The 20,826-nt window shown below is 63.3% G+C and carries 16 protein-coding genes; 6 read left to right on the top strand and 10 right to left on the bottom strand.

The genetic code is table 11. From position 1 onward, the window contains the following. Positions 1-149: 149 nt before the first annotated feature. Positions 150-1,466, bottom strand: a complete 1,317-nt coding sequence (locus OXI69_06780) for an aspartate aminotransferase family protein (GenBank protein ID MDE2665837.1) — start codon at positions 1,464-1,466, stop codon at positions 150-152. A gap of 29 nt (positions 1,467-1,495) precedes the next feature. After that, positions 1,496-2,278 carry an SDR family oxidoreductase gene (locus tag OXI69_06775; protein ID MDE2665836.1) on the bottom strand — a complete coding sequence of 261 codons (783 nt, stop codon included), beginning with the start codon at positions 2,276-2,278 and terminating at the stop codon, positions 1,496-1,498. 249 nt (positions 2,279-2,527) lie between these two features. On the opposite strand from OXI69_06775, the gene OXI69_06770 reads away from it, so the two are divergent. The 4 genes from OXI69_06770 to OXI69_06755 all read left to right on the top strand — a co-directional run bounded on the left by OXI69_06770 (position 2,528) and on the right by OXI69_06755 (position 6,862). Continuing rightward, a complete protein-coding gene (locus OXI69_06770; protein ID MDE2665835.1) occupies positions 2,528-3,319 on the top strand; it encodes an aldolase/citrate lyase family protein in 792 nt (263 codons plus the stop codon). 45 nt (positions 3,320-3,364) lie between these two features. Continuing rightward, complete coding sequence (locus tag OXI69_06765; protein ID MDE2665834.1) at positions 3,365-4,897, top strand: sodium/solute symporter; 1,533 nt, start codon at positions 3,365-3,367, stop codon at positions 4,895-4,897. Between the two features lie 264 nt (positions 4,898-5,161). Then, on the top strand, positions 5,162-5,947 hold the full coding sequence (locus OXI69_06760; protein MDE2665833.1) for a 3-oxoacyl-ACP reductase FabG: 786 nt from the start codon (positions 5,162-5,164) through the stop codon (positions 5,945-5,947). 120 nt (positions 5,948-6,067) lie between these two features. Next, positions 6,068-6,862, top strand: coding sequence for a DUF151 domain-containing protein (locus OXI69_06755; GenBank protein ID MDE2665832.1), 795 nt, complete (start codon positions 6,068-6,070; stop codon positions 6,860-6,862). 595 nt (positions 6,863-7,457) lie between these two features. Here the strand turns inward: OXI69_06755 and OXI69_06750 are convergent. Both OXI69_06750 and OXI69_06745 read right to left on the bottom strand, forming a co-directional pair. Beyond that, positions 7,458-8,900: an NAD(P)/FAD-dependent oxidoreductase gene (locus OXI69_06750; GenBank protein ID MDE2665831.1), complete on the bottom strand. Its 1,443-nt coding sequence runs from the start codon at positions 8,898-8,900 to the stop codon at positions 7,458-7,460. A gap of 399 nt (positions 8,901-9,299) precedes the next feature. Further along, entirely contained in the window at positions 9,300-9,605 is a 306-nt protein-coding gene (locus OXI69_06745) for an Arm DNA-binding domain-containing protein (protein ID MDE2665830.1), read from the bottom strand. 201 nt (positions 9,606-9,806) lie between these two features. Here OXI69_06745 and OXI69_06740 point away from each other — a divergent pair, with 201 nt between their 5' ends. Beyond that, a complete protein-coding gene (locus OXI69_06740) occupies positions 9,807-10,394 on the top strand; it encodes a class I SAM-dependent methyltransferase (protein MDE2665829.1) in 588 nt (195 codons plus the stop codon). Positions 10,395-10,415: 21 nt separating this feature from the next. Here OXI69_06740 and OXI69_06735 read toward each other — a convergent pair whose 3' ends face one another. From OXI69_06735 to OXI69_06710, 6 genes are all read right to left on the bottom strand, one after another. Further along, positions 10,416-11,213 (bottom strand): cyclase family protein, encoded by a 798-nt coding sequence (locus OXI69_06735; GenBank protein MDE2665828.1) that lies wholly within the window; start codon positions 11,211-11,213, stop codon positions 10,416-10,418. A 449-nt stretch (positions 11,214-11,662) separates the two neighbouring features. Next, complete coding sequence (locus OXI69_06730; protein ID MDE2665827.1) at positions 11,663-12,934, bottom strand: aminotransferase class V-fold PLP-dependent enzyme; 1,272 nt, start codon at positions 12,932-12,934, stop codon at positions 11,663-11,665. A 130-nt stretch (positions 12,935-13,064) separates the two neighbouring features. After that, on the bottom strand, positions 13,065-13,838 hold the full coding sequence (locus OXI69_06725; GenBank protein ID MDE2665826.1) for a 3-oxoacyl-ACP reductase FabG: 774 nt from the start codon (positions 13,836-13,838) through the stop codon (positions 13,065-13,067). A gap of 120 nt (positions 13,839-13,958) precedes the next feature. Continuing rightward, the gene (locus tag OXI69_06720) at positions 13,959-17,450 is read right to left on the bottom strand and encodes an ABC transporter permease (protein ID MDE2665825.1); all 3,492 of its coding nucleotides are present in this window, start codon (positions 17,448-17,450) and stop codon (positions 13,959-13,961) included. 161 nt (positions 17,451-17,611) lie between these two features. Further along, positions 17,612-18,322 (bottom strand): ABC transporter ATP-binding protein, encoded by a 711-nt coding sequence (locus OXI69_06715; GenBank protein ID MDE2665824.1) that lies wholly within the window; start codon positions 18,320-18,322, stop codon positions 17,612-17,614. 88 nt (positions 18,323-18,410) lie between these two features. After that, the gene (locus OXI69_06710) at positions 18,411-19,709 is read right to left on the bottom strand and encodes a glycosyltransferase family 4 protein (GenBank protein MDE2665823.1); all 1,299 of its coding nucleotides are present in this window, start codon (positions 19,707-19,709) and stop codon (positions 18,411-18,413) included. Positions 19,710-20,045: 336 nt separating this feature from the next. On the opposite strand from OXI69_06710, the gene OXI69_06705 reads away from it, so the two are divergent. Then, complete coding sequence (locus tag OXI69_06705) at positions 20,046-20,663, top strand: nucleoside monophosphate kinase (protein ID MDE2665822.1); 618 nt, start codon at positions 20,046-20,048, stop codon at positions 20,661-20,663. Positions 20,664-20,826: the final 163 nt, after the last annotated feature.

The following is a 20,826-nucleotide window of genomic DNA, read 5'->3' as shown; positions in this document are numbered from 1 at the left end:
GAGGGGGAATCGGTGAGACAAGGGCTCCGCCCGCAGTCGAACCGGAGGGGGGGACGGAATCCGCTGGATCGCGACTCAGGAGATTCAGCCCGCGGTCGAACCGGAGGGGGGCAAACGCGGCGCCCCATTAGCGACAACCGGGCGGCGAATCAAAAGGCGGCCCCAATGCCCGGCCCCTCCAGGACTTTGTCAAAGGCATCCAGCGTTTGGTCCACCTCGGCGTCGGTGTGGGCGGTGGAGACGTACCAGGTGCCCCGGCCGGTGGTGCGGACCCCCCTGTAGACCAGGTCGGTGACCAGTTGCTGGTAGGTGCGGTCGTCCCGGGTGGCCCATTCGCGGTAGTCGTGGAGGGCCTCCCGCTCGGTGAGGCTGACCTGCACCACCGGTCCCAGACCGCCCACCAGGGCAGGGACTTCAGCCCGCCGCAGCCGCTCCTCCAGCCCTTGGCGCAAGCGGTCGCCCAGGCGGTTGAGGTGTGAGTAGACGGCTTCCCGGTCGCCGCTGAGGGTTTGAAGCGTGGCCAGGCCGGCGGCGATGACCACCGGGTTGCTGTTGTAGGTTCCGGCGTGCACCACCTGTCCGCTGGAAATCAGGTCCATGACTTCGGCTTTGCCCACCACGGCGCTCAAGGTGAACCCGCTGGCGATACCCTTGGCGTAGGTGGCCAGATCGGGGGTGACGCCGAAGATCTCCTGGGCCCCTCCGAGGGCCAGGCGAAAGCCCGTAATCACCTCATCGAAGATCAGGACGGACTCGTAGCGGTCACAGAGGCTGCGCAATCCCTCCAAAAAGCCGGGACGGGGCATGAGGCTTCCCGAGTTGCACATGACCGGCTCGGTCAGGATGGCCGCGATCTCGCTGCCGCGCCGGGCAAACAGGTCTTCCAGAAGCTCCAGGTCGTTCCAGGGCATGATGATCAGGTTGTCGGCGGCGTTGGCCACCTGGCCCTTGCTGGGCAAGACGGGGTTGGGGCTGCCGCGGTCACCTTGCTGATCGGGTCCGGGAGCCGTCGAGACGAAGAGGCTGTCGTACCAGCCGTGCCATTGCCCCTCGAACTTGACCACCAGGTTGCGCCCCCGGTAGGCCCTGGCCGCCCGAAGGGCCGTGATCACGGCCTCGGAGCCGGTGCTGTTGAACCTGACCCTCTCGGCGCAGGGGATCGCCCGGGTCAGCAGCCGGGCCAGTTCGGCCTCGGCCTGGTGTTGACCGGCAAAGACCAGGCCCCGGTCCAACTGCCGGTGGACGGCCTCCAGCACCGGTCGGGGGCTGTGGCCCAGCAGCAGCGGTCCTTGTCCCAGGACGTAGTCGATGTACTCGTTGCCGTCCACGTCGCGAATGCGGCTCCCCGAGCCCGACTCGAAGTAGAGGGGGTGGGGGAGCTCGGCCTTGCGCACGTCGCTGCTGACACCTCCGGCCAGAAACTCTTTGTTGTCTTCAAACCAGCGGGCGGATTTTTCCAGGGTCATGGGGTTTTCCGTGGAGATTGACGGATGGGTTACAGGGTGGTCCAGCCTCCGTCCAGCATGAGGTTGATTCCGGTGACGTAGGCCGAAGCGTCGGAGGCCAGGAAGACCACCGCCCCCTTGATGTCCTCGTTGTCGAGCAGGCGCCCGATGGGGACCCGCTTGCAGTAGTTGTCCAGAAAGGGCTTGGGCTGGTGGTTGAAGTAGCCTCCGGGGGAGATGCAGTTGGCCCGCACGCCCCTTTTCCCATAGTAGTTGGCGATGTGCCGGGTGAAGTTGATCATGCCCGCCTTGACGAAGTTGTAGGTCGGGGCCTGCAGCATGTCGGTGCCTTCGTAGAGGGAGGGGTCGTTGGCCACCACGCCGTAGATGCTGGAGATGTTGATGATCGATCCCCGCTTCTGCCGCACCATGTCGGGAACGAAGGCCCTGCAGATGGTGAACAGACCCACCATGTCTCCCTTGGCGCTCTCCAGCCAGTCCTCGGAGGTCTGGGTTTCGAAACCGCCTCCGACCCGGGCCAGGGCGCTGTTGACCAGGATGTCCAGGCGGCCGAACTGCTCCAGGATGCGGTCGTGCAGTCGCTGAATGGAGTCGGTCTCGCAGATGTCGACCTGCATGCCGTGGGCGTCGTAGCCCCGCTCCTTCAACCCCCGGGCGAAATCCAGGTTTCGTTGCAGGGAGCGGGAGGCCACGATCACCGTGGCTCCGGCTTCGGCCAGGCCTTCCGACAGGCTGCTGCCGAACTGGGGCCCGGCTCCGGCGGTCACCAGAGCGATCCGGCCCTTGAGGGAAAATTGTTCCAGCACGGCCATGGTTACCTCTCGGAAAGGTTCCTCAGTGTACAGGATCTCTCAGTCGTCCCCAACATTCTATTTCACTGGAATGTCGACGGGCAAACTGGGTAGAATACGGCCTTTTCAGCCCGCCCCGGTTGTGGTGTCCGGCCGGCCCTCGCTGGGGGCCGCCGGGACGGCACCGCTCCGGCGGCCCCTGGAATCGCCCCCGGCTGGCGCCGCCTCACCTCAGCCTGCCTCAAAGTCCCGAAAAGCCAAGGAGGACCCTTGCTGGCCACCCGCTTGAAATCCAAAGTCCACCAAAGAGAGCTGACCCTGGGAATCCTTATGACCTTCGATCACTGGGCGGGATACCTGGAGATCTTCAAGTCCGAAGGCCTGGACTTCGCCGTGCTGGACATGGAGCACAGCTCGGCCGACCTGCACACCGCCGAGGAGCTCTGCCGCACGGCACGACTGCTCGACTTTCCCCTATTGATTCGTCCGGAAGCCGCCCTCTATCACCTGATTCGGAGGTACCTGGACATGGGAGCGGCCGGCCTGATGGTCCCCTGGACGGAGAGTCAGGACCAGGTCCGGGCCATTCGCGAGGGAGCCTTCATTCCTCCCAAGGGCCGCCGAGGCCCCGGCGGACCCGCCATTTTTGCCAATCGAGGCCTGGACCGCCAGGGTTGGGACGAAGTGGAGTCCGGCCTGTTCATCACGACCCAGTTCGAAAGCCCCGCCGGGATCGAGGACATGGCCTCGCTGATCCCCCACGACTGGATCGATGCGGCCATGCTGGGTCCCTACGATCTTTCCCTGAACATGGGCCGCTGGAGCCATACCGATCACCCCGAGGTAGTGGCGGCCATCGAGCGGGTGTGGCGCCAGGCCCGGGACATGGGCAAGAACTGCGGCATGGTGGTGGGAACCCTGGAGCAGGCCGGCTTCTGGATCGATCGAGGGTTTTCCTTCCTGATCTGCTCCGAGATCTCGGGCATGGTGCGGCACCGCGCCCGAGAGCTGGTTGGTCAGATTCGGGAGGTCCATGCCGAAGCCCAGGCCAGGCAGACCTAGCGGGTTGGGCGATGCGCGGTTGAGCCGCGACCGAAGGGGCAAAGAATGCAACTGACGACGCTGGACCTGGTGGTGGTCGTCGTCTACATGGCGGCGCTGTCGGGGATCGGCATCTATTTCTCCCGCCGCCAGACTTCCAGGGAGGAATATCTGCTGGGCGGCCGCAGCATGCACTGGATGCTGCTGGGCGGCAGCATGATGGCCACCCTGCTCTCCACCATCACCTTCCTGTCGGTGCCGGGCGAGATGATGCGTTACGGCATCGCCTACCTGTCCGGCATCATCGCCATGCCCCTGTTCGTGCCGGTGGCCAATCGCATTCTGATTCCGGTGCTGCGGCGCCTTCCCATCACCAGCGTCTACGAGTACCTGGAGAAGCGCTTCGACGTGAGCTTTCGCAGCCTGGCCTCCTTTCTCTTCGTGCTGCGGACCATCATCTGGATGGGACTGATCATCTACACCTGCAGTTTCGCCGTGGCCGAGATCACCGGTTGGGACCTCTACTTCACCATCATCGCCACAGGCCTGGTGACCACTTTCTATACCACTGCCGGTGGGCTGCGAACGGTGGTCTGGACGGACAACCTGCAGTTGATGATTCTGCTGGGCGGCGCCCTGGCCATTCCGGTGCTGATCGGATTCTCGCTGGGGAGCGGCCCGGCAACCTGGTGGCAGACCTTCTCCGAAGCGGGCAGGACCGAGATTCAGACCTTCAGCTGGGACCTGACCGTTCGCATCACCGTGGTCGGAATCGTCATGGGCAACTTCTTCTGGAACATCTGCACCCTGGGAGGCGACCAGGTGGCGGTTCAGCGCTATCTGAGCTGCCCCGATCTGTCGGCCGCACGCAAGAGTGTCTGGATGTTCGCCGGCTTCAATTTTGCAGTGATGCTGGCGCTGCTCTTCTGCGGGTTGTCGTTGTTTGCCTTCTATGCCAGCCAGTCGGCCGCGCCGGTGCAGGCCTTTCAGGAGGAGATCGCTGCCAGGGCCGATCGGGTGATGCCGATTTTCATCGTGGAAGAGCTGCCGGCCGGGGTGTCGGGGCTGCTGCTGGCTGCCCTGCTGGCCGCCGCCATGTCCAGCCTGAGTTCCGGCATCAACTCCATCTCGGGAGTGGTGGTCTCCGACTTCTTTCAGAGATTCGGGCTCTTCAAGGCCCAGGTGCGGACCCTGTGGGCCGACCGGGCGGTGTCTCTGCTGGCGGGCCTGGTGGGAATCGCCACCGCGACCGGCACCGCTGTGATGGCTACCCGCACCGACTGGAACCTGGTCGAGCTCACCGGACGCCTGAACCACATTTTCGTGGGCCCCCTGGGAGTGCTGTTCTTTGCCGGAATCCTGTTTCGCCGCGCGGGCAAACAGGCCGCCCTGCTTGGGTTCCTGGCCGGGACGCTGGCCAGTCTCTTCATCTGTTTCGGGAAGGAGTGGTTCGGCATGGAAAAGAGCCTCTCCTTCGTCTGGGTGGTTCCCCTGCCGTTTCTGGTCGGGTTGGCCCTGGCGGGGCTGCTGGCCTACTGCTTCCCCCGACCGCCGAAGTCATCCGTGCAGGGGCTGACTTTAGCGAAGAGTGGAGAGTGAAGAGTGAAGAGTGGAGAGTACAGAGGGAAGAGTCGTCAGCCGAGCGTTTCGGGAACGGGCAAGCACCTGACGAACTGACCGCGCTTATTGGAAGGACTGCGCCGAAACCGACAAGATGCTACGCGTGTCGACCGTACAGCTCTTCACACTTCACACTTCAAACTTCAAACTTCCCCCTTCACCCAGGCGCGCAGCCGTCCCATTCGACGGGGCGGCTCATAGGGGACGAAACAGCGGAGTTCCGGACAGACTGGAGATAGGCCGATGGATTCTCACGACGCACCGCTGCCCTCGATGCGTGTTGACGGCCGGGTGGCCCTGGTGACCGGTGCGGGATCGGGCCTCGGACGCAGCATCGCATTGGCCCTGGCTCAAGCCGGAGCCAACCTGGTGGTGACCGATTTGCCGGGCAGGATTGGAAATGCGCGTCAGACCGGAAAGGGGATCCGGAAACTGGGCAGGAAGTGCATGGCGGTGTCCCTGGACGTGACCTCGCTCAAGAGCATCGAACGCATGGTCGAGAAAGCCACCGAGCGGTTCGGAGGGATCGATATTCTGATCAACAACGCGGGCATCAATATCTCCAAGCCCGCCCTGGAGGTGACGGAGCAGGACTGGGACCGGGTGTTGGACGTCAACCTCAAGGGGGTTTTCTTTTGCTCCCAGGCGGTGGCTCGTGGGATGATTCGGAGAAAGTCCGGCAAGATCGTCAACATCGCCTCCCAGAACGGGGTCATCGGCTATTTCAACCGTGCGGCCTACTGCTCCAGCAAGGCCGGGGTGGTCAACCTTACTCGTGTGCTGGCGATCGAATGGGCCGGGCAGAACATCAACGTCAACGCCGTGGGACCCACTTTCGTGCGGACGCCGTTGACCGAGAAGCTGTTTCAGGACGAAAGCTTCAGCCGTGAGATCCTGAGCCGCATTCCGCTCGGACGCCTGGGGAAGCCGGAGGACGTTGCCGGCGCCGTGGTATTTCTGTCCAGCCCGGCAGCGGATCTGATCACGGGGCATACATTGCTGGTGGACGGCGGCTGGACGGCGATTTAACCAAGACCGGCCCAGCCGGATCCTTTTGCGTCGCTGCGGTGGGAATTGCCAACCAGACTGGGGTTGAACATGAACGGGATTGTCAACGGCAGGCACCGAGGGTGGACGGGGAGACGGGCGTTGTGGCGGATCTTGCTCCTGCTGGTGCTTTTGAGCCAGACCATCATGGGCTGCCAGGCCGAAGAGGCTGACCAGGGACCGGTGGCCGTGGAAGTCATGAGGGTGGGCTTCGACCGCACTACCGACATGCCGGTGGTCATCCTGCGGGACAAGGGAGATTCCCGGGCGATTCCCATTTGGATCGGTCCCTTCGAGGCACGGGCCATCGCCATGGAGCTCGAGGGTGCGGCTGCGCCCCGTCCTCTGACCCATGACCTGCTGAAGTCGATCCTGCAGGGAGCCGGGGTGGTCTTCGAGAAAGTGCTGGTCAGCGAGCTCAAGGAGGGAACCTACTACGCCCGCATCTTCCTGACCTCGTCCGGAAAGGATTTCGAAGTGGACAGCCGGCCCAGCGACGCCATTGCCCTGGCCCTTCGCTTTCGCAAACCCATCCTGGTGGCCCGGTCGCTGATGGAGGGGAACACCGCCATGGATCTGGAAGACCGGAGCGAGTCCGAAGGTCGGAGCGAGCCCTTGGTCAAGAGCGTTCGGGGAATCACCGTGCAGGAGATCAGCCGGGGATTGGCCGCATCCCTTGGCCTGTCCAGCACGGATGGGGTTCTGGTCTCCGACGTCAGCGGGAATGAGAATGCCGGTCTGAAGCGGGGGGACGTCATCCTGGCCGTCGATTCGAGCCCCGTCACCGGCGTCGGCATATTCCAATCCATGCTGGCCGGTATGGAGGGGCAGACCGTCCGCTTGCGGGTGAGCCGGGACGGCAAGGAGCAGGTGGTGGAGCTGCCGCCCGCGCAGTGAGGGCGGGTTGGCGTGAACGGGTCTCCCATGTCGTTTGGCGCCCTCTTGGAGAGGCGGTGCGTTTCCGACGGATGCTACTGATTCGCCGCATACGCGGCTGCGCGGGTGCTGAATTCCCACAACCCCGGGCTGCCACCCGGGGCTACCCTAAGCCGCAGCTTCGCAGCTCTATAAGGATGGCCTGTAGTAAGCGTTCCCTTGCCTATCCACTCCAACCGCAGCTTCGCAGCTCTCCCCTAACCCACAACACTGCCGGGGGACAGGATTTTCTAATGGATTTTCCCCGGGCACCAGCCCGGAATTCGAGCTTAGCCGTTACCTCGGTGGAGGGCGTCGCGCTCCGCAAAAACGCCGAACAGGTTTCTCCCATTAGTGTTGCGTCCTCTCGGTGACATACGCTCTCCTGCCATGGCCGTCCCTTCTCAGCGTGAATACTTCAATGAGCGGGTAGGGGACTTCGATGTGCCCCAGCCGGCGCCTGTGATCGAAGGGTATCTTCGGTCTTGGGGGTACTGCATGGGCCGGAGATTTTCGAAGCCTGCCTGATTTCCAGATGTAGCACTATGCCGCAGTGCCTGCGATTTCAGGCGGCAGGTCACCTCAATTTCGCCGCTTCCGCCTCGGCGATATAGGATAGGCTCGCCTCGGCTGCCTCGACGCCACTTTTTATGGCTCCATTCAGCGACGGCAAGCGAGTGTAGTCGCCGGCGAGGAAAAGGCCACCCATGTATTTGTGTGGTCGCGTACGCATGTCATGCATATCGCTAAGCATGCCGCCAGGCGACAGACATAAGGCTTCCGGCCAGCGGTAGACCCTCGCGAACAGGGGGCGTTCCGGCATGGCCGGAAAGAACCGGCGCATTTCTTCGATCACCCGACGCACGATTTCGCCATCGTCCAACGCGAAGAACGCTCTTGCATGTTTGCCGATGATCAATGCGTGAACTAGCGTCTTGCCTGAAGGCGCTGCGTCCGGAGTCATGGCTGCCAAATTGGTGACCATGGTCAGGAAGGACGGAGATTCAGAAGGAAACAGCGCAGCATGTGATCCATCGGCCAGAATGTTCGCGTTCAGCCCGAACGCTACATTGCAGCATGAGCTGTAGCTAACCTGCTCAAGGACAGCGCGAAGTTCGCCTAGTGATTCCGGAATGATTCGTGCGGCAGTCGAAGCCGTGGTGGCGCATATGACCGCATCGGCCTCGATCTTTTCTCCACTCGTCGTAACGATGCCTCTTACCCTCCCATCTTCGATTGTGATCCGTGCGACTCTCGTGGAAACTTGGGTGAAACTCGCGCAGGAATCCGAAAGGGCATTGGCGAAGGCACTGATTCCCTGTTTGGGCAAATAGTTGCGCGTCGCTGGATTGATGGTCCACAGCCACAGTAACGCCATTCCATATGCGGCCCCCACTTGCTCGGAACTGCCTGCGGTGAAGCAGTTGAGGTCCAACTCCCCCGCCTGTTTCAAGTAGCGGGTAAGCGAGTTGGCGCGAGCGAATTCAGCGAAGCTTTCCCCTGTGTCCAGGTCCAACATGCGGGTATGGTCTTCGAAATCGAGATCCTTGGCGCGTTTCCTGAGCATCGCGAACAGGCGCATGAATTCCAGATTTCCAGACAGCGTGTGTTGCGGCGAAAAGAACAGGGTCTGCAGGGTCTGCAGGGTCTGCTTCAGCGAACCACCGATGTACAGGCCCCAGAATCGGTCGCCAACGTAGCTTTGGCCACCTTTCTTTTTCGGACTTTGCCGCAGTTCCACATCCAGTTCGCGCGCCAATTCTCTTGTTGTTGCGAAGGATTCATGGATGACGCTGGCACCGCTATACACGTGAAAGCCGTCGACCTTCTCGCAGAACATGCGCCCGCCGATCTTGTCCGAGGCCTCCAGCACTCTAACGCGGCATTTGCTATCCTTGCGGCGGCCAGCGAGTGTCCAGGCTGCGGCGAGACCGGCCGCACCCGCGCCCACCACTACGATCTCTGATCCGTTCGGAAACCGAGATCGGTTGTGACTCACATTAATCTCAGAACCGCTCATGGCATGGCTCTCGCAATGCACCGAAGAAATGAGGCTGCTACTTTGTCCAACTTTGACAGTGTTGGATCCGATTGCCTGGCAGAGTTGTTCTCAAAGAAATCGAACCTGGAGGCTAACAATAGAAGGTGCACTTAAAGTGAATTAACGGTCTAATAACGTGCCTGTTACGTGAATGTTCGACTGGATATCCCAAACTGAGACGAGTGCCGTTCAATGTGGCTGGAGACCGACTCTTTTATGGAGTGGGCGGCCTCTGCTGCGGATGTGCCGAGCAGCCCATCGAGGTCCAATACGGCGCCACCGCCGGCGTCTTGAACACCATGAGGAAGGGAGGCAGTCTGGTCCGCCTCAGTTCTACAGCCACTCGCGGGCGTGTTCCCGGTTGCGCCATCCGGCCTGCTACTGTTCCGGCAGACGGGTGGCAGCTTCGGCGAAGGTGGGGATGCACTCCGCGCGACGCTTCTGCGCCAGTGGATCCCCGCCCTGGCCGGCGAGCTTGCGGTTGGCGAGCGCCTTCTCTCGAGCCTCTGCCAGGGAGACCAGGGCGAGGCTGCCGAGTCCGAACTCACGGTGGCGGTCACGGATCACGAGGCGTTGAATCCAACTCCGGGTTCCGGTAGGTTGGACGAAGAGATTGAGGTCGTTGCCGGCGGCGTTTCTTCCGGGCGGAGCGGAGGAAAGAGGACGAAAGGGCCATTTGGGGATGGGGGCTGGCGGGCTTGCTTTTGGTTAGCAGTCGGGCGGAGTCGTCTACATCAACCATTCCCACGTTGTATGGGGGATGGCAGTGGGTTATAAGGGATGATTCGAGCGGATGGAGTTACTGGCAATCAGAGACAACACAAGAAGCCGAACACGTTTCTCCCATTAATGTTGCTCCCCCTCGGTGAGACATGCTCTCCTGTCATGGCTGCTCCCTCTCAACGTGAATACTTCAATGAGCGGGTGGGCGACTTCGATGTGCCCCAGCCGGCGCCTGTGATCGAACGCCTGGCGGAGGTGGTCGGCGCGGCCGGGTTGCACCCCGGCGAAGTGGTGCTGGATATCGGAACCGGTGTGGGCGTTCTCGTCCCCCTAATCCAGTCCTTCAATCCCTCCCGTATCGTCGCCTGCGACATCGCCGAGAAAATGTTGCAGCGGCTGCAGCAGAAACATCCCCTGGTTCAGACCATTCACTCGGACGTGGCCGATCTTCCACTGGAAGACGACTCGGTGGATGTCGCCTTTCTGAACGCCATGTTCGGGAACATCGCCGACAAACCCCGAGCCTGCAGGAATCTAAGCCGCATGTTACGGCCGGGAGGCCGCATGGTGGTGAGCCATCCCGAGGGCAGGGCATTCGTGGAAGAGCTTCGCCGCACCAGCCCCCTGGCCATTGAGTCGTTCCCCCAGCGCACCCAGTTCCAGTCGCTGCTCCAGCCGCTGGGGCTGGAGGTGATCACCTATCGGGACGAACCCAAGCTCTACCTGATGGTGGCCCGGAAAGAACGTTGATGGGACGGTGCAGCGGCTCGGTCAGGGATCGAGGCGGGCCAGGATGCGCAGGGGGCCACCGCTGCCGCCCTTGATTTTCATGGGAAGGGCCAGGATGGTGAAACCCCTGGGAGGCAGCTCGTCGATTCGGGCCACGTTCTCGAAAATGGGGATGCTGTGTTCCGCCAGGATGACGTGAGTCTTGAAGTCCTTGGATTGGCCATAGTCGATGCTGGCGGTATCGAGCCCGATGGCCCTGATGCGGCGGTGGTCCACTAGCCATCGGGCGGCCTCGGGGTGCAGGCCCGGGAAGTGAAGCTTGGGTAGCGCCGCCGGCCCGGTCTCCTCGGTTCCCAGATAGCGTGCCCGATCGGGCCAGTAGTCGCCAAAGCCCGTTTGCAGCAGGACGATCACTTCCTCCAGGCGGGAGCCGAAGCGCTCTTCCCACTCTCCAAAATCGTCGATGCCAACCTGGTAGTCCGGGTCTTGGCGGCACTGGGCGCGGACGTCGATGACGACTCCGGGAGCGATCAGCCGCTCCAGCGGGATCTCGTCCACTGTCTCCCTGTCCTTGAAGAAATGGATGGGAGCGTCCAGGTGGGTGCCGCCATGTTCAGCCGTGCGGAAACGGTTGGCCGAGTAGAAGTAGCCTCCCGGGGTGATGCCGTGGAAGGCCCGCTCCAGGGAGAATCCCTCTTCGGTGGGCCAGAAGATGGTGTGCTCGTCAAAAGGATGGGTCAGATCGACATAGGTGGGCTGCCCGACCGAAGGCGAATCCGCACAACCACCCAGTCCCACGAGCAGAACCAGCGTTGGGAAGACTATTGCCGGGATCTTCATGATATGCGGTTTCGATTGGCTTGGGCCCGGCTTACACCAATGGCAAGGTGCGGAACCGGCAAACACGCCTAACCGGATCCCTGCGGCTAGGGTCAGAGGAACACTCAAAAAAATCCTATACCCCGGCAGTGTCGTGGGTTTAGGGAGAGCTGCGAAGCTGCGGTTGGAGTGGGTAGGCAAGGAAACGCTGACTACAAGCCATCCTTATAGAGCTGCGAAGCAGCGCCCTCGTGTAGCCCCGGGCGGCAGCCCGGGGTCGTATGGGTTCTGCGTCAACCTAGCCGCGAATGCGGCGAATAGGCAGCACCCGTCCCGGTACCCACAGCCCTTCCAAAACAACAATACCCCGCAGCAACGGATTAACAACTTCGCTCCGAACCGCGCTGCTCCTTCCCAACACCTCCAAACGGGCCGTTCCTCTCAACCCTTCAACACCCCGTCGCAAAAAATCACGCCTGGCCCATCATCGAGCGCATCTCCCGAACGGCGCCAATGGCCCGGTCGATGTGGGCCATGGTGTTGTAGACGTGGGGGCACAGGCGCAAGCCCCCCGCGGTAGACCCGGCGATGCCGTAGCGGGTGTAGAGTCGGTTTAAGACCTCCCCGCGCTTTTCCGGCGGCACCTGGATGATACAGACCCCTCCGCTCAGTTCCGGGTCCTCGGGAGTGACCAGTCGGCAGCCCTCGGCCTTCAACCCTGCTTTGAGCGCCCCGGCCAGCTCGAAGATCCGGGACTCCACTCGATCGAAGCCGAGGCGGCGGTGGAAATCGACGGTGGTGGCGATCGCGGCCAGTCGAGCGTCGTCCCTCTGGCCGAAGGATTCGAACTTCCTGGCGCCTTTCACGTCCGGATCCACGTCGCTCCCCCAGCCGGGCGAGACCAGGTTGGGCCAGATCTCCTCGATGCGGCTCCTCTTGACGTAGAGCAGTCCGACTTCCTTGGGGCCGCAAAACCACTTGTGGCTGCTGGCCGCAAAGGAGTCGCATTGAAGCTCCCTCAGATTGAGGTTGAAAGCGCCCCAGGTCTGGGCGCCGTCGACATGAACATGGATATTTCGGCGGTGGGCCAGTTCGCAGAGTTCGCGGATGGGAAGCCGCACCCCGCTGACGTTGGAAACATGAGTCAGGGCCAGGACTTTGGTTCGGGGGCCCAGAGCCGCCTGGAAGGGCTCCACCAGTTGATCGATCCGGGTGGGCTCGGTGGGAGTCTCGACTCGTTTGACGCTTGAGTGGAAGCGGGCGGCCCGCACCTGCCAGGCCACGTTGTTGGTGGGATGGTTCTGGCCCCAAAGCAGGACCTCGTCTCCCTCCTTGAGCGGAAGGCCGTTGTTGATGATGTTGTTGGCCTCGCTGGTGTTGCGGACCAGGGCCACCTCGTCGCTGTCCACCCCCAGTTGATCGGCGACCTGCTTGCGGGAGAGTTCCAGCATGGTCGTGAACTTCCGGCGATTGTTGAAGGAGCAGTCGACGTCAATGTCCTGGGTGAGTTCCACTACCGCTTCCGCGACCACCCGCGGAGCCGGGCATAGGTTGGCGGCGTTCATGGGGACGCTGGCTTCGCGAAAGGGGAACTGTCGCCGCACCATCTCCCAAAAGGCTTCATGGTCGGGAGCGGCGCCCAGGCTGGAAGTCAGGGCGGAAAGGGAGGGGAGGCCGGCCGAGAGGAAAGCGGTTCCCTGGGCCAGCCTGTGCAGGACCGAGCGTCGGGACAAATCGGTCATGATGGGTTCACCCCGGCATGGAGCCGATCATTCCGGAAAAGGGGCGGCGCAAGCCCGCTGCCGGCAAACGGGACGGCTTTGGCGGATCACCCGGTCAGCCGGTCCCGAGGGCGTCCGCCATGCAGTCCGGTCACAGCGTATTGATCATCACGCCGCCGTCGACCACCAGGGTTTCCCCGGTGATGTAGCTGCCGGCCTCGCTGGCCAGCAACAGGGCCGGACCGATGAGTTCTTCGGACTCGCCCCAGCGCCCCAGAGCCGTTCGACGGGCGAAGACGGCCTTCTGGTCCTCGTTGAGCAGCGACGCCGGCAGATCGGTCCAGAAGGGACCGGGTGCGATGCAGTTGACGGTAACGTTGTAGGGACCCAGGTCCAGCGCATTGGCCTTGGACAGGCCGATCAATCCGTGCTTGGTGGCATTGTAGACGTTGCGGGTGGACTTGCCTCCCAGCCCCATGATGGAGGAGATGTGAATGACCCGGCCCCAGCGGCGTTCCTTCATCTGGGGGACCAGGGCGCGTGTCAGCACCATGCAGGAGCTGAGGTTCAGTTCCACGATCCGGTCCCAGTCCTCGTCCCGGATCTCGTCGATGAGCGAGGGAGTGTTGGAACCGGCATTGTTGACCAGGATATCCACCCGGCCCATTTCCTCCAGGGTGCGGCGGGCCAGGTCCTCGGCCTCCTCCCGCCGGGTCAGGTCCGCCACCAGCGCCAGGCCCTTGCTGTCGGTTCCCTCCAGGATCTCGACCAGGGCCCTGTCCAGCTCGTCCTGGTGACGGCTGCTGATGACCACGTCGGCTCCGGCTCGGGCGAATCCCAGCGCCATGGCCTTGCCCAGACCCTTGCTGCCTCCGGTCACCAGGGCCACCCGTCCCGAGAGATCGAACAACGACTGATTGCTCATGCTTGGTTCCTTTCCGTTGCGTGGTCGGTCGGACTGCCGCGGCCGGACCGTTTGCCGCCCGCATGGTATCACAGGCGTGCGCTTGCAGCGGCGCCGGGCCCTTGTCCCGGCGGGGGGCAATCAGTCCGCGCGCAGGGCCGGCGCCACCGGTGACCGTGTCACCGCCCGGACGGCGGCCAGCGAGGAGATGAGGCCGGCGGCCAGGACCGCCAGCAACAGCCATGCCAGGGCCGTCGGACTGAGGTGTCCTCCGGTGGACCGCCAGGCCGGGAGGATGGCCACCACCGCCGAGAAGATCCCGAACAGCAGGCCCCAACCCAACAGCAGGAAATTCTCCGAGATCACCAGTCGGGCCAGGTGGCCGGAGTGGTAACCGACGGCCGTCATCAGCGCGAATTCCCTGCGGCGTTCCAGCACGTTTCTCAACAGCACCACACCCAGACCGAAGGTGCCCAGCAGGAGCCCCATGCCGCCCAGGGCCTGGAAGGTGGAGAGATAGGTGTTGTTCACGCGATGAAAGGCGGCCAGCCTCACGGCCGTGGGAACCGCGTCGAATCCGTAGTCGGAGAGCCGGTCCTCCAGCGTCGCCGTAATTTCCTTACCGGTTCCGGGGGGCGTATCCACCAGAAAGAAACGGAAGCCGTCGATTCGCGGAAACGCTCTGAGGAAGTGCTTCTCCGACATGATCAGCTCCGATTGGAACAGGCTGTCCTGCAGGGCTGCCACCAGGCGAAGGCGCAGGGGCGCCTCTCCCTGGGCGTTGAGGACCAGTTCTTCCCCCAGTTGCCGGTGGAGGACATACTGCATCGAGTTGGCGTCGGCGATGACGGGAATGACGCCGTCCGGCAACTCCTGGTGCAGGAGCTGCCAGGGGTTCTCGGGCTCGCGCGAACCCGACAGGGTGGCCTGGAACCGGAAGCGGGACTGGGAGAGAAAGGAGTCGGGAGCTCCCAGGATTCTGGGACTGGACGGTCGATAGAGATTGAGACAGCTGGCATCGTCGCCCGGCCTCAGCCGAAAGGCGCTGAAGGTGACCTTGGCCAGGGCGTCCTTGTCGTCTGAAGACAGGTTCAGCGCCTCCCGGCCGGAAGGGGAGTTGGGGTCGTCGTGGACTGGAAGCAGGGATTCCGCCACCAGGGCGAATCCTCCGGTTCCCGACTGGCGGTCCCGAGGGCTGGAGCGGTCGGTGCGGCGAAAGGCTTCAACCGTGACGATGATGAAGGTGGCCGAAGCGATCAGCGCGATGCACAGCAGGCTGCGGCCCGGACGGATGGTGGCGTTTCGGAATCCCAGCCGGGATACGCCCCAGCCGCCCTGGGACTGCAGGATCGGACGGCGCGTCCGTCGCAGCCATCCCGACTGCCAGGCAAGCAGGGCCAGCAGGCAGAGGCTGCCGGAGGCAAAGAAGCCCAGCTCCCGGCTGAGCCCGCCGGCCAGGCTGGCCAGCAGGAACCCCACGGCCGCAGCGGCCAGCAGGAGGGCGGTTCGGCTCCGGCCCGGGCTGCGCCGGCGGCTTCGGGATCTCCAGCGTTCCGCCACGCCGCCGCTCTTCCCACTCTTCTTGCCGGAAGCCGGCGAGGCAGCCACCGGCCCGGCCTCCTGGTAGAGCCAGGAGCCCGTCAGCAGACTGCGCGGGCTGATGGACACCATCCTCCTCAGGCTCCAGGCGATGCAGATCAGGGCGGTCAGGATCCCGCCCAAACCGCCGGCCAACAGGGAGAAGCCCGAGACATGGAGTCTCAACTGGGTGGTGCCCACGGCATCCACCCACCAGGTGCGCAGTCCCAGCATGATGAGGGAGGTGTAGCCCAGAGCCCCCGCCAGGCCCAACAACGTGCCCAGCCCGGCCAGCAGAACTCCTTCCTTGAGAAACAGGCGGCGGATCCCGGCAGGGTCGAACCCCAGGGCTCGAAGCAATCCGATCTCCTGGACACGCTGCTCCAGCCCCAGCCTGAAAAAGAGGCTGGTGAGCAGCAGGGCCGATACCACCAGGAAGAAGCTGAAGTAGACGAAATACTGTCCGAAGTCGGTGACTCCCCGCGAGGCCTGCTCGGCTTGAGTTCCGACCGACCGCAACGAGAATCCGAATTGGGCGGGATCGGTGGTGCGCTTGAGTTCGGATTCCAGGCGTAAGCGAAGACTCCGGAGCGCCTCCGGCCCAGCGGCCGGGGCCCCGGGGGGAGGGTAGACCCGGATCGAGGACAATTGGCCATGGCGGGACCGCCACAGCTGCTGTCCGACCGTCAGGGGGATGAAGGCCTTGGGAGTGGTGCGGTATTCCTCCCAGTAGTCCTCGTCCCGAGGACGAATGCGTCCCAACTCCATGGGGAAGGGAGGATCCCAATCCACCAGGGTCCTGGATTCGGTGATGCCGGGGTAGGCAGGCGCCAGGTCCCTGTCTGCCAGCGAGCCTCCCATGGGGACCACGTCGCTCAGACGAAACCTGGCGGACCGGGTCAGCAGCCGGCCCTGCTCGGCCCAGAGGTAGTATTCCAGCTCCAGCAGATCTCCGGGGCGCGCCTCCAGGTCCTGCGCGGCCCATCGGTTCAGCACCACCGGAGGCAGTTCGCGGCCGGGACTTGTCGGCGGCAGGCCGAAGGATGGGAAGTCGAGGCCGGTCACCAGCGAATAGGGGATCTCGCGGCCGCCGGCTCGGATGGTATTGGCCAGGTAGGTGAACAGGAAGCGGGTGCGAAGTCCCAGGGCATTTGCGGCATTGCGAACGTGGTCGGCCAGTCCCTCGCCGATGAGAGTGCCCTCGGTTTCGACCGACAGGCACTGCTGTCGGTCCAGTACCCGCAGCTTCAGATCGGTGTCTTCCAGTGAATAGACGTCCCGGAGGATTCCCGCCAACTGGTCCGGTTGCACCGGGTCGGAGGTCGGCTGCCGGCCCGGGTCGGCTCGGCTGACCAGCAGGGTGTTGATTCGGTTGGGGACATCCAGATCCCGCTGCAGGCGACGCAAGGGGACGAAGACGGCCCGTACCGGACCCTGCCCGGGGCTCAGCGAAAACTCGCCCATGCGGGAGGGCTCGAGGATGCCGCTGACCGAAAGGCGCAGGGTTCGTCCCACCCGGTCCCGGCGGCCGTGCAAGGAATCGCGGGGCACGTTGGAGGGTTGCTCCAGACGCAGCAGAACCGGGCTGCCTGGCTCGACCCCCAGGTCTCTGGCGGCCTCCGGGCTGAGCAGGACCCGACGGCCCGACCGCGGGCCGGAACCGAAGTCCGGATCGGGCTCCACGCCCTGAAATCCCCAGAATCGTTCATCCACTCCATAGACCGAAACGCCGGCGGCGCGGCGCCCGGTCTCGGGCTGGGTGAGCCGGCCCTCCTGAACCAGAAGGGGGCAGACGGTGCCGAAGGACCCGGAAAAGTCCGGATGGGCGGTCATATCCCCGGCCAGGGACTCCCGGAAGAAAATGCTCGAGGCAATCACCCAGTGGGCGGCGCCCAGCCTTTGCAGGGCCAGCTGCCTGAGGCTGCCGCGCACGGAGTCTCCGACCAGCAGCGATCCGGTCAGGACCGCTACCGCCACGGCCACGCCGGCCACCACCGCCAGGTGCGTGCGCCAGTAGTGGGCCAGGCTGCGTCGCGTCAGGGGGAGGGAGGCCATTTTGGTGATTAGTGGCTAGTTAATGGGATCGACACGTCAAGCAACTGGGCGGTCTCGGTTCAGTCCTTCAAGTAGTGCAACCATTTCGTCAAGCGCTTGGCCACACCCGAAGCGTTCCACCGACCACTTTTCACTCTCCACTCGTCTGAAGCATCCCTGTTTCACTCCGTATGATCCGTCCCGTCGTCGGGGACGGTGGGGCGGCTAATCACTTTCTCCAATTGCCGATCCGTCAACCGGTATTGCACCGGGAAGCGAGCGGCCAGAGTCGGGCTGTGGGTTACCACCAGCAGAATGGAGCCATGCTGCCGGTGTTGCTCCACCAGCAGGTCGGCCACCGAGGCTGCCGAGCGGCTGTCCAGATTGCCGGTCGGCTCGTCGCAAAGCAGCAGCGAGGGTTTTCGAACCATGGCGCGAGCCATGGCTACCCGCTGTTTCTCGCCGCCCGAGAGTTCGGCGGGACGGTGGTCCATCCGATCCCTGAGGCCCACCTGGTCCAGCAGTTCCAGTGCTCGCTGCCGGTAGTCTTCGGTTGCTTTCTCGATCAGGGTCGGAGCCAGCACGTTCTCCAGCACCGAACACTGGGGCAGCAGGCAGTGGTCCTGGAAAATGAACCCGATGTGGCGGTTTCTGAACCTGGCCAGATCCCGCTCCGCCAGTTGGAAGGGATGGCATCCCTCCAGCACCACCTCACCGGCTGTCGGAGGCTCCAGTGTGCCGAGGATGTAGAGCAGGGTGCTCTTGCCGCTGCCGGAGGGTCCCATGATGGCGGCGGCTTCGCCCCGGGCCAGGGATAGCGAGACGTTCTCGAGCAGATGGAGCGGGCCCCGCGGTGTCGGATAGTCCTTGGAGAGCCGGCTGATTTCGAGCATGGGTCAGGTAGACAGGGCTCGCACGAGAGCAGGCCGCCGACATGAGAAGAGGCAGGAAGGCAGTGGGTCGGTGGATTGTCCCCGATGCCTACGAGGAAGCTCTCTGCACGATGGCGCGGTAGGCCTCCACCGCCGCTACAGCCATGCGGGGCAGGCTGTAGTGATCCTGCACTCCCTGCCGGCCGTTTTGGGCCAGGCGCTCGGCCAGACCTGGATCCCGGTAGACGGCATGGAGCCCTTCCGCCAGGCTGTGTTCCTGGTCCGGGTCGGTGAGCAGTCCCCCCGAAGTCTTCTCGATCATCTCGGTGAAGGCGCCACGCCGGGGTTGCACCACCGGAATGCCGCTGGCCATGGCTTCCAGGATGGGTATCCCCTTGTGCTCGTCGTGGGTGGCCGGCACCGAGAGCACGTCCAGGTTTTCCAGGAAACGCAATTTGGCCGGGCGATCCAGAGAGCCATGATAGCAGAATTCCCGTTCCAGCCCCCATTGGCGGAACTGCTTGCGGATCTGTTGCAGATAGGTGCGGTGTTCGGGCCCCAGGTAACCGGCCACGTCCAGCCGGGTCGGACCGACATCCTCTAGCTGCTTCAGGCGCCGGTAGGCCCGGCACAGCTCGTGCAAACCCTTCTCCGGAGCGATTCTGGAAAGGTAGCCGACACGGAAGGTCTCTGACCGTGGCGAGCGCCGGTTTCCATAATCCCCGGACCGGACTCCCAGCGGTATCAGGTGCATTCGGTCCGGTTCGATCCCCAACAGCTCCTGCATGATGCCGGCGCAGTACCGGCTCACCGGGGCGAATCCGTCCACCCATCGGACCTGTCGCCGTATCGATTCCAGGGCCTGGCTGCGGTAGGGTTCCGGTAGTTCCTTGAGAAACAGGTCTTCTCCCTGGAGGGTGCAGCACACCGGTCGTCGAAGCGCCGCCCGAAGAGGTTCGGCCAGTCCGATCAGAAGGGAGTTGGGCAGAACGATGACATCGGGCGGAGGCTGCTGCCGCAGCCAGGAGATCAGCTTGAGCAGCTCCTTTTTTTGATAGCCGGACTCCCCCTGCAGCATGGAAAGGGTCAGGGCTCCCAGTTGGCGGGGATCGGTCTTGACCCCCAGTCCCGAGAAGAAATTCAACACGGGTCGGGAATCCCAGACCCTGTCGAGGAGCCACGGAGTTTTCCGAAAAAGGGGGTAGAGCTGCTGGAGATAGACGCTCAGTCCACCGAAGAACACCCGGCTCTGACTCACGTTGGGTTCATCGGTCAGGGTAGGGGTATAGATGGGCAGGAGGGTTACATCGTGCCCCAGCTGCGTCAATTCCGCGGCCAGGGAATTGTCTCTCAGGCAGCTGCCGCAATACATGCCGGCTGCACCTGCGGTGATCGAGAGGATCTTCACGAATTCAATTGGTCCGATGCCGGGGAGTTGCCGTCAAGCACTCGGTGCACATCGGTCTTCACTGAAGACGAGGCGATTGTGGCTGTCGCCTGAACGGCTGTCAAGTTCAATACGGGAATGACGGTCGGCCCCCTCCGTCTGCGCACTCACGCCGGAAGAATCGCTCCGCTCAGCAGAGCAACTCACCCCCTGAGGTGCGAGCGGTCCGGCGCAGGGAAAAGGGTTCCGGAATAGAGGCCGCTTGGGATAAACTGAGCGCTTGGTCGAGCGGCCTTGGGGGTCTGTGCCTGGCCACATCCAGTCCGCCACTCGGCTGAACGTTAGAGGTCACCGACGATGAATGTAGCTGTACTCGGCCCGCCGGGATGCGGCAAGGGAACCCAGTCCAAGCTCCTGGCCGCCCATTTCGGTCTCAAGCACTTTTCTCTCGGGGAAATGCTCAGAATGGAAGTGGGCAAGGGAACGGAACTGGGAAAGAAGACCGAAACCCATCTGAAAGCGGGCAAGCTGGTCCCCGAACCCATCGTCCTGGACCTGTTCAGGGCCTACGTCAGCCGAAACGGCGATCAAGGACATATTCTGGACGGCTATCCCCGCACCCTGATTCAGGCCAAGGCATTGGACGCCCTCCTGAGCTTGTCGGCAGTGGTTCTCTTCGAGATCACCGAGGAAGGCGTGTTGTCACGTGTGGCCGGCCGGGTGGTGGACGCCGAGGGACGGACCTACAACCTGAACAGCAATCGCCCTCCCGCCGGGGTCCAAACGAAGCGCCGCGACGACGACCGCCCTGAGGTCGTCCAGGGCCGTTTTCGGGGATATCTCCTGGAGATCGAACCCATTCTCAGCCACTACCGCCAGCGGGGGATGCTGATAACGGTCAATGCCTCCGGCAGCATCGGCTCGGTCCTGGATCAACTGCTGGGCAGCCTGGGGCAGACGGCGGAAGCCGTCTGAGTGATCAGTGACTAGTGGATAGTTATTTGAATCGAATCGTATAAGGCTGTTGTAGATCTCGGCGCACTCCCCAATAGGTTGCAATCAGCTCACCGCCGCTTGCTTGGTCCCGAAGCTCTTCACGGACAACTCTCCACTCTTCACCCTCCACTCTCCACTAACA

The sequence above is a fragment of the Acidobacteriota bacterium genome (assembly GCA_028875575.1).
Lineage (GTDB): Bacteria > Acidobacteriota > Terriglobia > Versatilivoradales > Versatilivoraceae > Versatilivorator.
Note: the sequence above shows the minus strand (reverse complement) of the source record. Positions and strands in the feature narration are given on the sequence as shown.

Bases quoted from the DNA above. Each gene is read 5' to 3' on its own strand.
- OXI69_06735 (MDE2665828.1), bottom strand. From the start codon at position 11,213: ATGAAGATCCCGGCAATAGTCTTCCCAACGCTGGTTCTGCTCGTGGGA.
- OXI69_06750 (MDE2665831.1), bottom strand. From the start codon at position 8,900: ATGAGCGGTTCTGAGATTAATGTGAGTCACAACCGATCTCGGTTTCCG.
- OXI69_06705 (MDE2665822.1), top strand. From the start codon at position 20,046: ATGAATGTAGCTGTACTCGGCCCGCCGGGATGCGGCAAGGGAACCCAG.
- OXI69_06775 (MDE2665836.1), bottom strand. From the start codon at position 2,278: ATGGCCGTGCTGGAACAATTTTCCCTCAAGGGCCGGATCGCTCTGGTG.
- OXI69_06715 (MDE2665824.1), bottom strand. From the start codon at position 18,322: ATGCTCGAAATCAGCCGGCTCTCCAAGGACTATCCGACACCGCGGGGC.
- OXI69_06760 (MDE2665833.1), top strand. From the start codon at position 5,162: ATGGATTCTCACGACGCACCGCTGCCCTCGATGCGTGTTGACGGCCGG.
- OXI69_06740 (MDE2665829.1), top strand. From the start codon at position 9,807: ATGGCTGCTCCCTCTCAACGTGAATACTTCAATGAGCGGGTGGGCGAC.
- OXI69_06730 (MDE2665827.1), bottom strand. From the start codon at position 12,934: ATGACCGATTTGTCCCGACGCTCGGTCCTGCACAGGCTGGCCCAGGGA.
- OXI69_06725 (MDE2665826.1), bottom strand. From the start codon at position 13,838: ATGAGCAATCAGTCGTTGTTCGATCTCTCGGGACGGGTGGCCCTGGTG.
- OXI69_06720 (MDE2665825.1), bottom strand. From the start codon at position 17,450: ATGGCCTCCCTCCCCCTGACGCGACGCAGCCTGGCCCACTACTGGCGC.
- OXI69_06765 (MDE2665834.1), top strand. From the start codon at position 3,365: ATGCAACTGACGACGCTGGACCTGGTGGTGGTCGTCGTCTACATGGCG.
- OXI69_06780 (MDE2665837.1), bottom strand. From the start codon at position 1,466: ATGACCCTGGAAAAATCCGCCCGCTGGTTTGAAGACAACAAAGAGTTT.